Raw genomic sequence first — 15,326 nt, forward strand, 5'->3', positions numbered from 1 at the left:
GCCGCTGCAAGCGAGCCGGTGGCCGATTTCCACACCCATGAAAAAATCATCGACGGCGGGCTGTCAAAGCGTCGGCTCGACCATTGCTTCGTCGGCGGCATGCTCGCCACGCGCGTGCGCTCGGTCGGCGCCGACATTGGCGAGATCGCGTCCGACCATTTTCCGCTGAGGGTCGATATTGACCTCGAAACGCCCTGCCTTGCCGCAGTCTCCGGAGGCGGATGAAGCGGGCATGACGCTTTTCGTCTTCTTCGCGGTTCTTAGCGCGGCCGCCATGCACGCGATCTGGAACGCACTGGTCAAGGTGCATCTCGACCGTTTCCTGTCGATCACGCTGATGACATTGGGCATGGGATTTGCCGCGCTGTTCGTGCTGCCCTTCGTCGAGTTCCCGAAGGCCGAAGTGTGGCCATTCATTCTCGCCTCGGTCTTCTTTCACATGGGCTACCGGACCTTCCTGATCGGCGCCTACAAGGCCGGCGATTTCGCCCAGACCTATCCGCTGGCGCGCGGTACTGCACCGCTGCTCTCCGCCCTTGGCGGTATGGTGGTGGTGCGGGAGGTTCCCGCGTCGCTCGCCATTCTCGGTATCCTGCTGTTGTCGGCCGGCACGCTGGTAATGTCGTTTCGCGGCGGCGTCCATCTGGAGCGGTTCAACCTGCGCGCGGTCAGCTTCGCGCTGGGCACGTCGATCTTCATCGCCAGCTATACGCTGTCCGACGGTAGCGGCGCGCGGCTGGCGGCGAACGCGCTGAGCTATGCCGCCTGGCTGTTCGTCTGCGACGCCGCGTGGGCGCTGGTGCTGTGTCTCATCTTCCGGGGGCCACAATCGCTGCCAGTGTTGGCGCGCGACTGGAAGGCCGGGCTGTTCACCGGCGTGCTCAGCGGCGCCGCCTACTGGATCGTCATGTGGGCGATGACCAAGGCGCCGATCGCCTCGGTGGCATCGCTGCGCGAGACCTCGATCCTGTTCGCCATGCTGATCTCGGTCGTCGCGCTGGGCGAGAAGATGACGCGCTGGCGCGGCGCCGCGGCGCTCAGCATCGTCGCCGGCGTCGTCGCATTGCGTCTGGGGTAATTTCTCGGCCGGTCAGTCGAGAATTTCCAGATCGACCACCATCAGCCCGTCGGTGCCGCCTTCGAGGGCGGCGACCAGCCGGGCGCCGGCACGCTGATGCGCCTCGTGCACCAGATAGGCGTCGCGGGCGGCGGCGTCGCGGAAGTCGATGGTGAAGCCATGGCTGAAGCCGCGCGCGAACGGTTCCGGACTGACATTGGCGCTGAACTGGACCTTGTCCATCCCTTCGATCGCCCAGCGCAAGGCTTCCAGATCGGCATGGATCGCCGCGCGTTCGGAGGCGTCGACGTCGTGGCGGAATCTGACAAAGACGCAGTGCCGGATCATGGCTCTCTCCTCAAGCGGCGCGGTTGCCGGAGAAAACGGCCGGCGGCAGAGGTTCGCGGCCAAGGATCAGGTCGGCGCCCTTTTCGCCGACCATGATGGTCGGCGCATTGGTGTTGGAGGAGGGAACGCGCGGCATCACCGAGGCGTCGCAGATGCGCAAGCCCTCGATGCCGCGCAGTCTCAGATCCGGCGTCACCACGGCCATTTCGTCATGCCCCATGCGGCAGGTGCCGACCGGATGATGGTCGGTCTTGGAACTGCGGCAGGCGTAGTCGAACAGGTCGCCGTCGCTCTGCAGGGCAGGGCCCGGAAGCACCTCGCGCAGCACGTAGGGGGCAAGCGCCTTCTGGCGCATGATCTCGCGCGCCAGCCGCAGCCCTTTGATCGACATGTCGCGATCGTAGGGATCGGACCAATAGTTCGGATCGATCAGCGGATGGTCGGCCGGGTCGGCGCTCTTCAACCGCACCGTGCCGCGCGAGCGCGGGCGCAGGAAGGCGGAATTCAAGGTGACGCCCGGATTCTTCAGCTTCTCGACACCGGCCTCGATGCCGGAGCCGAGGCCGAGATGGAACTGGATGTCGGGCGAAGCGGCGGTCGGGTCGGCGTACCAGAAGCCGCCGGTCTCGAACAGGCTGGAGGCCACCGGCCCCTTCTTCAGCAGCAGATATTGCAGGCCGGCCCACATCGTGCGGTGCAGCTTGGCATAGTTGTCATAGGTGTGGTCGCCGGTGCATTCGGCGATGACGAACAGGTCGAGATGGTCCTGCATGTTGGAGCCAACGCCGGGCAGGTCATGGATAGGCGTCACGCCGACCGACTTCAGATGATCGGCCGGTCCGATGCCCGACTGCATGAGAAGCTTGGGCGAGCCGATGGCGCCGGAGGAGACGACCACCTCGCGCTCGGCGCGCAGGATCGCAGGCTGACCGCCCGGTTTGTCGACGACCTCGACACCAACGGCGCGGCCCTTCTCGACGACGATGCGGGTGACCAGCACGTCTGTCCTGACGCTCAGGTTCCTGCGGGCGCGGATCGGCTTCAGATAGGCGACCGATGCGGACGAGCGCCGCGCATCCTTCTGGGTCAGCTGGTAGTAGCCGACGCCCTCCTGGCTGGCGCCATTGAAGTCCGGGTTGAAGGGGATGCCCATCTCCTGGCCGGCGCGGAAATAGGCCTCGCAGATCGGCAGCGGCGAGATCGGGTTGGAGACGCCGAGGGGCCCCTGGTCGCCATGGAAGTCGTTGGCGTAGCGCTGGTTGTTCTCGGCGCGCTTGAAATAGGGCAGCACGTCGCGATAGGCCCATCCAGCGAGGCCCTCTTCCTTCTCCCACGCGTCGTAGTCGCGGGCATTGCCGCGCGTGTAGATCTGGGCGTTGATCGAGGAGCCGCCGCCGACCACCTTGGCCTGCGTGTACCAGAAGACGCGGTCCTTCATGTGCTTCTGCGGCACGGTCGACCAGCCCCAGGAGGCGATGCCCTTGGTCATCTTGGCGAAGCCGGCCGGCATGTGGATCAGCGGATGCCAGTCCTTGCCGCCGGCTTCCAGCAGCAGCACCGAATTCGAGGGATCCTCGCTGAGCCGGTTGGCGAGAACGCAGCCGGCGGGACCGGCGCCAACGATGATGTAATCGGTCATTGTCTCATCCGTTCAGAGCCGCGGTATGGAGAGCGCACCGTCGACATTGATGATCGAGCCGGTCGAAAAGCCGAACTTGCCGCTGGCAAGCGCGGCCACCACGGCGCCGATATCCGATGCCTCGCCCCAGCGTCTGGCTGGCACCAGACCGCCTTCGATCAGCGCCTCATATTTGGCGGCAACGCCTGATGTCATGTCGGTGCGGATGATGCCAGGCCGCACCTCGAACACGCTGATCCCTTCGGCAGCGAGTCGCAGCGCCAGGGTTTTCACCCACATCGACAGGCCGGCTTTCGAGACGCAGTAGTCGGCGCGTTCCGGCGAGGCCGCTTCGGCGCTGACGGAAGTGATTGTGACGATCGATTTCGGGTGCTCGCCGAGTGTGCCAAGCATGGCCTTGGCGACGGCCTGGCTGAGGAACACCGTACCGCGCAGATTGATGCCGAGGGCGCGATCGAAGTTCTCCGGTTTCAGGTCCAGCAGATCACCGCGCACGACGGCGCCGACGCCGGCGTTGTTGACCAGGCAATCGATGCGGCCGAAGGCGCTCTTCGCGGTTTTGATCAACGCCGCGTGGCCCGCGAGATCGGCGATATCACAGCTTGCGTAGGCGAACTTCGAACCGCGCGCGGTGATATTCTTGGCAAGGCCATCGGCAGGCTTGTCGGCCAAGTCGGCGACGAGGATGTCGAAGCCGGCATCGGCCAATGCCTCGGCGCAGGCCAGTCCGATGCCCCGCGCGCCGCCCGTGATGATGGCCGCCGGGCGGGTCACGCGGCAAGCTCCGTCTTGCGGATGTGCTCGGCCACGCGCAGCGCCTGCGCCGCGATCGACAACGCCGGGTTGACCGCGGCCGAGGTCGGCAGGAAGCCGCCGTCGACGACGAACAGGTTTTGGTGGTCGTAGGCGCGGCAGAACGGGTCGAGCGGCGAGTTGCCCGGATCGTCGCCCATCTTCACCGTGCCGCACTGGTGCGAGGGCGTGCGCTTGTCGAAGGGACGCGACAGCACGATCGGATAGCCGCAAGCGCGGAAATTCTCGCGCATCACCTTGGTCAAGCCTTCCAGCGACTGCATGTTGGAGCGCCGCCACTGCATGACGATGTCCTTGCCGTCGACCATGATGCGGCTCTCGGGGTCGGGCAGGTCCTCGCACATCAGATACCAGTCGACGGCATGGCCGGCCATGAAGTCGAGCGCGAATTTCGGCACCGTCTTCACATTGGCCCTCAGCATGTTGCCGTCGATCTTGCCGAGCAGTTGCACATTGCCGAGCGGTTTGCCACCCCTGCCGTCCGACAGGTAGTAGTCGTTGAGCATCAGAGTCTTCTGGTAGACGGCGTCGTTGCGGCGGCGCGGATCGATCGCCAGCATGGCGCTCGAATTGTGGTTCATGAAGTTGCGGCCGACCTGGTCGGAACTGTTGGCAAGGCCCTTGCCCTTCGCGGAGGGCGAGCGCAGCAGAATGACGGCGGAATTGACCGCTCCGGCCGAAAGAATGACCAGCTTCGGCGACAGCTTCTTTTGCGAGCCGCTCTGGGTGTAGTGGATGGTGGCGATCGACTTGCCGTCCGGCGCTGCCTCCAGATAGTCGACATGGGCGCCGGTCTCGAGACGGATGTTCTGGTCCGCAAGGGCCGCCGCCAGCGGTCCGGTCTGGGCATCGACCTTGCCCTGGCCGGTGTTGGGGAAGGCGTCCCACCCCGTCCTGCCGTCCTTCAGCCAGGCGTCGATGTCGACGCCGAGCGGCAGCGACGCCGGATGCAGGCCGAGTCCCTTCAACTCGGCACGGGCGCGCGCGATGGGCGCCTCGTCGGCGACCGGCTTGAAGGCATAGGGGATCGAATGGAACGGCTCGGTCGGGTCTTCACCCAGCGTCCCACGCACGCGAAAGAGCTGCTCGGCCTCCGAATACCACGGTTCGAACTCGTCATAGGAGAAGGGCCATGCCGGCGAGACGCCGCCGAAATGCTCCATGGCGGAAAAGTCCTCCTTGCGGTAGCGGATCAGCACCGCGCCATAGAATTTCGAATTGCCGCCAACATAGTAGTAGTTGCCTGGGTTGAAGGCGGCGCCGCCCGCTTCGCGCCACATCTCCTTCGGCCGGTAGTGGCCATTGACGAAAATGGCGCGGGTGTCGCGCGTCTCGGGCGTCGCAGGCAGAGGTTCGCCGCGCTCCAGGATCAGGATCGAGGCGCCACTGCCAGCCAGACCGGAGGCGATCGTGGCGCCGCCGATGCCGGAGCCGATGATGACGATATCCGGGTTTGCCATGGCCTAAAGATCTTCGTTTGGATGCATGTCGTTGGCCCAAAACCGGAGCCACTTTTGGGCGACATGCATCAGAGAATGCGCTTCTCGGTCGCCGGGTCGAAGAACACAGCCTTGGTCAGGTTGAAGGCGAGCGGCGTCACGGTGCCAGGCTGGATCTTGGCATCGGCGCGCAACCGTGCCACCACCGCCTTGCCGCCGAGATTGGTGACGGCGAAGGTGTCGGAGCCGGCCGGCTCGATCACCTCGATATGGCAGTCCGCTGTGGCGATGTTGGAGGCATTGCGTTCGGCGCCTTCCGGATCGGTCAGCGACTCCGGGCGGACGCCGAAGATGACTGGCTTGCCCTGGAAGGCCGAAAGGCCCGTCGGCGCGTTGCTGAGCGGCAGCAAGATCGGCTCGCGCCCGTCGCGCTGCAGCACCACGGACAACCCACTGCCATTGCCGCCGATCGTCGCCGGCACCAGGTTCATCGCCGGCGAGCCCATGAAATCGGCGACGAAGATGTTGGTCGGGTTGTTGTAGATTTCGGCCGGCGTGCCGAACTGCTGCACCTCTCCGTCGCGCATCACGGCGATCTTGGTGGCCAGCGTCATCGCCTCGATCTGGTCATGGGTGACGTAGACGATCGTCGTCCCGGTGTTGGCGTGCAGGCGCTTGATCTCGATACGCATGTCGACGCGCAGCTTGGCGTCGAGGTTGGAGAGCGGCTCGTCGAACAGGAACAGTTTCGGGTCGCGCACCAGCGCCCGGCCCATGGCGACGCGCTGGCGCTGGCCGCCGGAGAGCTGGCTTGGCTTGCGCTGCAGGAGGTGGCCGATCTGCAGCACCTTGGCCACCTTGTCGATTGCCTTCTGGCGCTCGTCGGCCGGCACGCCGCGCATCTCCATGCCGAAAGAGATGTTCCCGGCCACCGTCATGTTCGGATAGAGCGCGTAGCTCTGGAACACCATGGCGATGTCGCGCTTGGACGGATGGAGATCGTTGATAGCGCGTCCATCGACGCGGATCTCGCCCTCGGTGATGTTCTCCAGCCCGGCGATGGTGTTGAGCAGCGTGGACTTGCCGCAGCCGGACGGGCCGACCAGCACGAGGAAGCCGCCCTTCTCCAACTCGACATTGATGCCCTTCAGGATCTCGACATTCCCGAAGCGCTTCTTCAGCCCATCAATTTCAAGAAAAGCCATCAGATTATCCTTTGACCGCACCGGCCATCAGCCCGCGCACGAAATAGCGGCCGGCGACGACATAGACGAGAAGGGTGGGAAGGGCGGCGATCATCGCCGCCGCCATGTTGACGTTGTACTCGACCACGCCGGTCGAGGTGTTGACGACATTGTTCAGCGCCACCGTCATCGGCATGACGTCGCCGGTGCCGGCATAGGCGGAAGCGAACAGGAAGTCGTTCCAGATGTTGGTGAACTGGTAGATCACGGTGACGACGAAGATCGGCATCGAGTTCGGCAGCATGATGCGGCGGAAGATCTGGAAGAAGGAGGCGCCGTCGACCTGCGCCGCCTTGATCAGTTCGGTCGGAAAGGCCTCGTAGTAATTGCGGAAGAACAGCGTGGTGAAGCCGAGGCCGTAGACGACATGGACGAAGACCAGGTTCACCGTCGAATTGCCGAGGCCGAAATTGAACCCGGTCGCGTTCTGCAGTGTGACGCCGAAGCGGCCGATGCTGCCGAGGATCGTCGCCATCGGCAGCAGCACCGACTGGAACGGGATGAAGCAGGCGAACAGCATCATCGCGAAGACCAGCGTGTGGCCGCGGAAGCGCCATTTGGTCAGCACGTAGCCGTTGAGGGCGCCGAGCAGCGTCGAGATCAGCACCGCCGGAACCACCATCTTGATGGAGTTCCAGAAGTAGCCCTTGATGCCGGCGCAGGTGAGACCGACGCAGGCCTCGCCCCAGGCTTTCCACCACGGGTCGAACGTCGGCGCTTGCGGCAGTGCCAGCATGTTGCCGTTTTGAATCTCGTCCATGGTCTTGAACGAGGTGACAAGCATGACGAAGAGCGGCATCAGGTAGAAGATCGCGAAGAGCGCGAGCAGCCCGTAGATGACGATGCGGTTGATCGTCCTGGCGCTGATGCCGCCGGTGGCCGGGCGGGTCGGTGAGGCAACGGCGCTCATCGCGGCTTCTCCCTGAGCTCGGAATAGAGATAAGGCACAATGATCGCGGTCAGCGTCATCAGCATGATCACGGCGCTCGCCGAGCCGACGGCCATCTCGTTGCGCTTGAAGGTGAACTCGTACATGAAGTTGGACGGCAGCCAGGCCGAACCGCCCGGTCCGCCGCTGGTCAGCGCCACCACCAGGTCATAGGACTTGATGGCGAGGTGGGCGAGCACGATGAAGGCCGACAGGAACACTGGCCGCAGCAGCGGAATGACGATGCGGCGGTAGAGCTGGAAGGTGGTGGCGCCGTCGATCTGCGCCGCCTTCATGATCTCACCGTCGATGCCGCGCAAGCCGGCCAGGAACATCGCCATGATGAAGCCGGAGGCCTGCCAGACTCCAGCGATGACCACGGTGTAGATGACGAAATCCTTGTTCTTGATCCAGTCGAAATGGAAGCTCGTCCAGCCCCACTGGTGCAGCGTCTGCTCGAGGCCGAGGCCGGGATCGAGGAACCATTTCCAGGCGACGCCGGTGACGATGAAGGAGAGCGCCATCGGGTAGAGGTAGATCGGCCTGAGCATGCCTTCGCCGCGGATCTTCTGGTCGAGCAGGATGGCCAGGAACAGGCCGAGCGCCAGGCAGATGAAGATATAGAGGAAGCCGAAAATGCCCATGTTGGTGATCGAGGTGTACCAGCTCGACGGCGGGTCGCTCTCGAAGGTCCAGCGCCACAGCCGCTGATAGGCGCGCGGCCCGGTAATGGCGTAGGACGGGAAGGTCTTGGAATTGGTGAAGGACAGATAGATCGTCCATAGGATGAAGCCATAGACGAAGACGATCGTCGCCGCGAAGCTCGGCGCCAGCACGATCTTCGGCAATAGATCCTGCAGCCGCGAGCGAACGGACGCTCCTGGGCGGGCGTCGTGCTCCGGTGTCAGCTTCGCGGTGGTTTCGGCTACTGTGCTCATCGGCTCATCCAGTACCGGTTCGTCGGGGGCCGGCCGGCGCAAAGCGCCAGCCCGGGCAATCCCGGACCTTGCCTCGTTAGAAACCTCCCCGCCAGGGCGGGGAGGTCGTTTCAAGCATCGCTTACTTGGCGTCGTCGATCGCCTTGACCAGCTCGGTCACGGCCTCGTCCGAGGTCTTGATCTGGCCATGAACGAACTTCGAGACGACGTCCTTGTAGGCGTTGGCGACGGCCGGAGGCGCGCCATAGCCCTGGGCCAGCGAACCGAACAGCGTGCCGCCTTCGTTGGCCGCCTTCAGGTCGGCGATACCCTTCTTGCCGCAAGCGTCGAAGTCGGTGTCAGGCACGTCGGTGCGGGCCGGAACCGAACCCTTGACGACGTTGAAGGCCGACTGGAAGCTCTTCGACAGCGTGGCGGTGGCAAGCGCTGCCTGGGCGGCCTTGCGGTCGTCCGGAACGTTGAACATGCCGAACATGTCGGAGTTGTAGATCACCGAGCCGTCGGTGCCCGGGAAGCGATAGCAGAGGAAGTCGGTGCCCGGGGTCTTCTTGGCGGCGTGGAACTCGCCCTTGGCCCAGTCGCCCATGACCTGAACCAGCGCGTCACCCTTGATGACCATGGCGGTGGCGAGGTTCCAGTCGCGGCCCGAGAAGTTCGGGTCGACATAGGTGACCAGCTTGGCGAGGTTGTCGAACGACTTCTTCATCGTGTCGGACTTCAGCGATTCCTCGTCGAGGTCGTTGAAGGCCTTCTTGTAGAATTCCGGCCCGCCGGTCGACAGCACGACGGAGTCGAACATTGTGGCTTCCTGCCAGTTCTGGCCGCCGAGCGCGAGCGGGATGACGCCCGCCGCCTTGGCCTTGTCGAGCAAGGCGACGAAGTCGTCGAAGGTCTTCGGCTCGGCGCCGCCGATCTTGTCCATCACCGCCTTGTTGATCCACAGCCAGTTGACCGAGTGAACGTTGACCGGAGCCGCGACCCACTTGCCGTCGTAGACCGAGAATTTCTGCAGGGCTGCCGGAACCGACTTGTCCCAGCCTTCCTTCTTGGCGGTCTCGGTCAGATCGCCCATGACGCCGGCAGCGGCATAGTCGAGCACGGTATAGCCGAGCATCTGCGAGGCGGTCGGATAGTTGCCGGCCGCGACCATGGCTTTCAGCGCCGTCATGGCGGCGTCGCCGCCGCCGCCGGCCACCGGCACGTCCTTCCAGGCATAGCCTTCCTTGGACAAATCCTCCTTGAGGACGTTCAGAGCAGCCGCTTCGCCGCCCGACGTCCACCAATGCAGCATCTGCACTTCCTTGACGTCGGCGGCATGCGCCGAAAACGCAAAGGTCGACGCAAGAGCCGTTCCGATAAGCAGTTTGCGCAACATGTGGTTCCTCCCTTGTTGCAATGCACACAACCGACGGATGTCCGCCGGGGTCTTCCCAACTCAGCCGACCCACCAACCGGTGCGCTGGCCGCGATGAAACTGGATTGTCTTTTCCTCTGTATAGTCCTCGACAGCGCGCTTGCCGAGTTCACGTCCGAGACCGGACTGTTTGTAGCCCCCGAACGGCAGCTCGGGGTAACCTTCCATGAACGTGTTCACCCAAACAGTCCCCGAACGCACATTACGCGCCACCGACATGCAGGTGTCGATGCTGGCGCTCCACACACCCGCCGACAAACCATAGGGCGTGTTGTTGGCGATGTGCAACGCCCTTTCAATCGAGTCAAAGGTTAGCGCGGAGAGCACGGGCCCGAACACTTCCTCGCGTGCGATCGCCATGTCCTCGGTCACGCCGCGAATGATGGTCGGATCGAGATATTGGCCGGCATTTGAGGCGAGCTGGCTGCCGCCCGCATAAACAGAGCCGCCGTCTCCGGCCGCGGCCGTTACATAGCCGGCTACCTTGGTTAGATGGTCGGTGGAAATCATTGCGCCGACCTTGGTGCGGTCGTCGAGCGGATCGCCAACCGTCACCCTGGCGGTCAACGCCTTGACGGTCGCGAGGAAGTCGTCGGCGATCGCCTCATGTACGATCAGCCGGCTGCCGGCGTTGCAGCATTCGCCGGCGTTGAAGAAGCCGCCGAACACCGCGGCATCGGCCGCCGCTTCCAGATCGGCGTCGGGGAAGACGATTTGGCCGTTCTTGCCACCGAGCTCCATCGACACCTTCTTCAGGGAGTTCGAGGCGGCAGCCATGGTCATCTTGCCGACGCGGGTCGAGCCGGTGAAGGACACCATCTCGACCAGCGGATGGTTGACCATCGGCGCGCCGACATCGCTGCCCAGGCCGGCCAGGATGTTGACGGCACCGGCGGGGAGGCCTGCTTCGAGCAGGATGTCGCCAAGCACGAACGTCGAGGCCGAGGTCATCTCGCTCGGCTTGACCACCGCCGTGCAGCCGGCGGCGAGCGCGAAGGGCAGTTTCTGGCTGACGATCAGGAGGGGGAAATTCCACGGCGTGATGATCGAGACGACGCCGATCGGCTCGCGCAGCACGACGCCGAGCATCGCGTCGCCGAGATTGGCATAGCTCTCGCCATGCAGCGTGCGGGCGAGCGAGGCGGCATAGCGCCAGATGTCGACGGCGCCGCCGATCTCGCCGCGCGCCTGGGCGATCGGCTTGCCGGATTCCAGCGCGTCGAGCCTGGCGATCTCTTCCAGCCGGACCTCGATCAAGTCGGCCGCCTTGAGCAGGATGGCGGCGCGCTCGGATGCCTTCATGCGCGGCCAGGGGCCGGCCTCGAAGGCCCTGTGCGCGGCGGTCACCGCGGTCTCGACTTCCGCTTCGCCGGCCTGAGCATAGTGCGAGACGGTAAAGCCGTGGCCGGGGCTTCTGCGCTCCAGCACGCGGCCGTCGCGGGCCCCGACATGCTTGCCGTCGATCAGCAGCTTGTAGGTCTTCGGCGCCGCGGACGCCTCGGCCGGCATGGAAATCTTGAGGGGTGCGTTCATCGGATTCCTCTAGGACCTCGAAAAGGCCGGCTTCTGCTTGGCCTTGAAGGCATCGACGCCGGCCTTGAGGTCGCCGGTCAGCGCGATGAAGCCGCTGGCCAGCGCTTCCGTGGCTGCAGCACTCTCCTCGCCTTCGGCGACCGCGATCATCAGCTTTGCAGCCTCGATCGCCAGCGGTCCGCGCTCGGCGATCTTTTCTCCCCATATCTTGGCGTCGGCGAGCGCTTTGCCGGTCTCGACGACGCGGTCGACAACGCCGAGCGCAAGCGCTTCGCTCGCCAGCAGGACTTCGCCTCCGATGGCCATGCGCCGCACCGTCTGCGCGCCGAAGCGGCGCACGGCGCGCTGCGTGCCAGACCAACCGGGAACGACGCCGATCGAGGTTTCGGGAAAGCCGAGCTTCACCTGTGTCTCCGCGACGCGGAAATCGCAGGCCACCGCCAGCTCCAGCCCGCCGCCCAGCGCATGGCCGGACAGCACGGCGATGGTCGGCTGCCTGAGCCGCGCCAGCCGGTCGAAGACACGGTGGCCATAGCGGACCCATTGCACCTGGAAATCGGCGGCGCTCAATTGTGCCCAGGCCTCGACGTCGCCGCCGGCGCAAAAGCCCTTGCCTTCGCCACGGACGAGCACGACACGCACGCCCTCAGCCAGCTCCGCCTCGTCAAGCGCCGCTTCGAGCGCGCGCAGCATCGGAATGTCCAGCGCGTTGAACTTTTCCGGCCGGCGCAGCGTGACGAAGCCGATGGCGCCGTCCTGTTCGAAGCTGACGAGACGTTCAGCCATGCGCGCCTCCGAGCGAAGCGCCGCCATTCAGCGATAGGCCGATCGGCCGATCCTGGTAGAGCGACGCCGGCGTCACCTTGAGGTCATTGGCAATACCGAGCGGAATATCGGCCTGCGCCAGCACATCGCGTTCCAGATCGATGCCGGGCGCCAACTCGGTCACCTTCAACCCGTCGGGCGTCAGCTTCATCACGCAGCGCTCGGTGACATAGGTGATGTCCTGCCCTTGCGCGACCGCGCGCTTGCCGGAGAAGGAGATGTGCTCGACCTCTTCGACGACCTTCTTGACCTTGCCTTCCTGGTCGATGCGGATGCCGCCGTCAGCCAGCGACAGCCTGGCGCCGGCGTTGAAGAAGCCGGAGAAGACGATCTTCTTCGCCCGCGAGGTGATGTCGACGAAACCGCCGGCACCGGCGGTGACATGCGGCCGCGCCGAAAGCTTCGAGACATTGACCGAGCCATGGCGGTCGATCTGCAGGAAGGACAAGAGCGAGGCGTCGAAGCCGCCGGCCTGGAAGTAGATGAACTGGTGCGGCGAGGGCATGATCGCCTCGGCATTGGAGGCGCAGCCGAACTTGAAGTCGAGCAGCGGCACGCCGCCTACGGCGCCCTGCTCGATCACCCAGGTGACCTTGCCGTGCTGGCCTTCCTCCAGAAGGATGCGCGGCACGTTGGCGGAGATGCCGAAGCCGATGTTGACGGCCATGCCGTCGCGCAACTCCATGGCGACGCGGCGCGCGATCACCTTCTGGACGTTCATCTCCGCGTTGCGGAAGGTCGACAGTGGCCGGAAGATCTCGCCGGAGATCGCCGGATCGTAAGGGGTCAGCGTCGTCTGCAGCTGATCGGGCGCGACAACGATGTGGTCGACGAGCACCCCAGGCACACGAACGTCGTGCGGCTTCAGCGTGCCGTTCTCGACGACGCGCTTGACCTGCGCGACGACGACACCGCCATTGTTGCGGGCGGCGAGAGCCTGCTCCAGCCCGCCGAGATAGGCGCCTTCGTGCTCATAGGTGAGGTTGCCGCGCTCGTCGGCGGTGGTGGCGCGGATGATCGAGACGTTGGGAACGATGGCGCGGAAATAGAGCCATTCCTCGCCATCGAACTGCTGCACCGATACGATCGGCTCGCTGGCCGCCGCGTTCATGGCGCAGCCTTGGTGGCGGGGGTCGGCGAAGGTGTCGAGACCGACCTTGGTCAGCACCCCCGGCCGCTTGGCGGCGGCCTCGCGGTGCATGTCGAACAGGATGCCTGACGGCACATTGTAGGCCTCGACCGAATTGTCGCCGATCATCTTCCAGATCTGCGGCGGCTCGGCGGATGACGGGCCGGAAGGGTAGGAGCCGCAAAGCGTGCGCTTCAACAGGCCGGGTTTCGCCAGATGATCGATGCCCTTGATGCCGTACATGTCGCCGGCGGCGATGGGGTGCAACGTGGTGATGGCCTTCGGGTGGCCTTCGGCGTCGAAGCGCTCGCCGATCGCGGCAAGCACTGCGTCCGGGCAGCCGAGGCCGCTCGACGACGACACCGATACGACCATACGGTCCTTGATCAGGCTTGCAGCCTGCGCCGCGGAAATGACCTTGCTCACGCCGCGCTCCCGAGTTTCGGATCGATGGTGACGGCCTTGCCCGATTTGGCCGATTGCAGCGCGGCTTCAGCCGCGGCCAGCGACCAAACACCGTCCTCGCCGGTGGCGGAAGGCCGGCCTTCGCCGCGGATCGCGGCATGGAACTGGCGCAGCGAGCGCGTGTAGAGGTCCTCGCGGTCGAAGCTTAAATCTTCCTCGCCGCTTGCCGTGCGCAGCAGCACCGAGCCGACCGGCTTCTGCGTCATCACATTGGTGGCGAACAGCGAGCCTTCCGAGCCGTGCACCTCGAAGCCGGTGCCGGCGAATTTCGTCGTGAAGCCCTCATGCGACTGGGCAATGACACCTGATTTGAAGCGCCAGATGCACATGGCGCCGTCCTCCAGCCCGCTGCCGGCCATGCCTGCGGCTTGCGTGAAGGCGGAAATCTCGACCGGATCGTCGCCGAGCACGAAGCGCAGCGTGTCGGCATCGTGCACGGTGATGTCGAGCACCACGCCGCCGCCGGCCTCGGGCTTGCTGATGCGCCAGCCCTGCAGGTTTTCCGGCAGAAAGACGGAATGGAAGACGCGCGCGGCGATTGGCTTGCCGATCCTGCCGGCGGCGATCGCCTCGCGCATGGCGCGATGCGCGCCCGCATTGCGCAGATGATGGTTGGTGCCGAGCACGACGCCGGCAGCGTTGGCGGCCGCCACCATCTTCCTCGCATCGGAGCTGGTCAGCGCCAGCGGCTTTTCGCACAGCACATGCTTGCCCGCCTCGATCGCGGCAAGCGCTTGTTCGAGATGCAGCTCGTTGGTGGTCGAGATGTAGACGGCGTCGACGCCGGCGCTGAGCAGATCGGCGAGCGTCGAGACGGCGCGCGGAATGCCGTTCTCGCCGGCATAGGTGTTGGCGCGCTCGGGGCTGGAGCTCATCACCGCAACCACCTCGCCCTCGCGTTGCGCGCGGATGGCGTTGATCATGAACTGTTTGGCGATCGTGCTGGCGCCGATCAGTCCCCATCGGACGGTCATGCCGCGTCTCCCATTCCCGAGCGATCCGGCCCGCAGCTTTCCCTGACCACCAGGTTGACCGCGCCGATGTGGTCCTCGGCGCGGGTGGTGCGCGACTGGATCATCTTCAGCATGGCATGGGCGGCGCGCTCGCCGAGACCGGCCGCATCGACCGCGACGCTGGTCAGCGCGGGCATGTAGTGTTCGGCCTCGGTCACGTCGTCGAAGCCGACGACGGCAAAATCCGCGCCGGGCTCCAGTCCGTGCTTGCGCAGCGCCAGCATGGCGCCAAAGGCGACCGCGTCGTTGAAGCAAAGTGCGGCCGTCGGCGGCTCGGCCATGGCGATAGCGGTATCCAGGCAGGCGATGCCGCCCTTGCGGCTGGTCTCGCCTTCGAAGACCAAGATGTCGCCAGCGGCAATGCCAAGCGTCGCGCAGGCCTCGCGGAAACCGCCCAGCCGCTCGTGACAGACCACGAGGTCGGAAGAACCGCCGAAGAAGGCCAGCCGGCGATGGCCCTTGCCGATCAGATGGGCGGTGGCGAGAAAGGCGCCGCGATGATTGTCGGGCGCGATCACCGGGATGCGGCTCTCTGGCAAAC

14 protein-coding genes and 1 pseudogene are annotated in these 15,326 nt (G+C 65.1%); 2 read left to right on the forward strand and 13 right to left on the reverse strand.

Features of this window, described 5'->3' with window-relative positions:
- A pseudogene (locus tag EN745_RS14950) lies at positions 1–225 on the forward strand (EEP domain-containing protein); the annotation flags it as partial.
- Between the two features lie 7 nt (positions 226–232).
- On the forward strand, positions 233–1,078 hold the full coding sequence (locus EN745_RS14955; protein ID WP_126058395.1) for an EamA family transporter: 846 nt from the start codon (positions 233–235) through the stop codon (positions 1,076–1,078).
- 12 nt (positions 1,079–1,090) lie between these two features.
- Here the strand turns inward: EN745_RS14955 and EN745_RS14960 are convergent, their stop codons facing one another.
- From EN745_RS14960 to EN745_RS15020, 13 genes are all read right to left on the reverse strand, one after another.
- The gene (locus EN745_RS14960; protein ID WP_126058396.1) at positions 1,091–1,405 is read right to left on the reverse strand and encodes a Dabb family protein; all 315 of its coding nucleotides are present in this window, start codon (positions 1,403–1,405) and stop codon (positions 1,091–1,093) included.
- A 10-nt stretch (positions 1,406–1,415) separates the two neighbouring features.
- Positions 1,416–3,044: a GMC family oxidoreductase N-terminal domain-containing protein gene (locus EN745_RS14965; RefSeq protein WP_127421626.1), complete on the reverse strand. Its 1,629-nt coding sequence runs from the start codon at positions 3,042–3,044 to the stop codon at positions 1,416–1,418.
- A gap of 12 nt (positions 3,045–3,056) precedes the next feature.
- The gene (locus EN745_RS14970) at positions 3,057–3,818 is read right to left on the reverse strand and encodes a 3-ketoacyl-ACP reductase (RefSeq protein WP_127404962.1); all 762 of its coding nucleotides are present in this window, start codon (positions 3,816–3,818) and stop codon (positions 3,057–3,059) included.
- The gene (locus EN745_RS14975) at positions 3,815–5,317 is read right to left on the reverse strand and encodes a GMC family oxidoreductase (protein WP_127421627.1); all 1,503 of its coding nucleotides are present in this window, start codon (positions 5,315–5,317) and stop codon (positions 3,815–3,817) included. The genes EN745_RS14970 and EN745_RS14975 overlap by 4 nt, the downstream gene beginning before the upstream one ends.
- A 68-nt stretch (positions 5,318–5,385) precedes the next feature.
- A complete protein-coding gene (locus EN745_RS14980) occupies positions 5,386–6,501 on the reverse strand; it encodes an ABC transporter ATP-binding protein (RefSeq protein WP_126058399.1) in 1,116 nt (371 codons plus the stop codon).
- A 4-nt stretch (positions 6,502–6,505) separates the two neighbouring features.
- Positions 6,506–7,450 (reverse strand): carbohydrate ABC transporter permease, encoded by a 945-nt coding sequence (locus tag EN745_RS14985; protein ID WP_126058400.1) that lies wholly within the window; start codon positions 7,448–7,450, stop codon positions 6,506–6,508.
- Entirely contained in the window at positions 7,447–8,406 is a 960-nt protein-coding gene (locus EN745_RS14990) for a sugar ABC transporter permease (protein WP_127404958.1), read from the reverse strand. The genes EN745_RS14985 and EN745_RS14990 overlap by 4 nt, the downstream gene beginning before the upstream one ends.
- 121 nt (positions 8,407–8,527) lie before the next feature.
- Positions 8,528–9,781 (reverse strand): ABC transporter substrate-binding protein, encoded by a 1,254-nt coding sequence (locus EN745_RS14995; RefSeq protein WP_126058402.1) that lies wholly within the window; start codon positions 9,779–9,781, stop codon positions 8,528–8,530.
- A gap of 60 nt (positions 9,782–9,841) precedes the next feature.
- Positions 9,842–11,353, reverse strand: a complete 1,512-nt coding sequence (locus EN745_RS15000) for an aldehyde dehydrogenase family protein (RefSeq protein WP_127421628.1) — start codon at positions 11,351–11,353, stop codon at positions 9,842–9,844.
- Between the two features lie 9 nt (positions 11,354–11,362).
- Complete coding sequence (locus EN745_RS15005) at positions 11,363–12,139, reverse strand: enoyl-CoA hydratase/isomerase family protein (protein WP_126058404.1); 777 nt, start codon at positions 12,137–12,139, stop codon at positions 11,363–11,365.
- Positions 12,132–13,733: an acyl CoA:acetate/3-ketoacid CoA transferase gene (locus EN745_RS15010; RefSeq protein ID WP_127421629.1), complete on the reverse strand. Its 1,602-nt coding sequence runs from the start codon at positions 13,731–13,733 to the stop codon at positions 12,132–12,134. The genes EN745_RS15005 and EN745_RS15010 overlap by 8 nt, the downstream gene beginning before the upstream one ends.
- Positions 13,730–14,746: a Gfo/Idh/MocA family oxidoreductase gene (locus tag EN745_RS15015; protein ID WP_126058406.1), complete on the reverse strand. Its 1,017-nt coding sequence runs from the start codon at positions 14,744–14,746 to the stop codon at positions 13,730–13,732. Before EN745_RS15015 ends, EN745_RS15010 begins: the two co-directional genes overlap by 4 nt.
- Positions 14,743–15,326, reverse strand: a 584-nt coding sequence (locus EN745_RS15020) for a substrate-binding domain-containing protein (protein ID WP_145992032.1), incomplete at its 5' end; no start/stop codon positions are given. The genes EN745_RS15015 and EN745_RS15020, both read right to left, overlap by 4 nt.

The sequence above is a fragment of the Mesorhizobium sp. M4A.F.Ca.ET.022.05.2.1 genome (genome assembly GCF_003998845.1).
GTDB lineage: Bacteria > Pseudomonadota > Alphaproteobacteria > Rhizobiales > Rhizobiaceae > Mesorhizobium.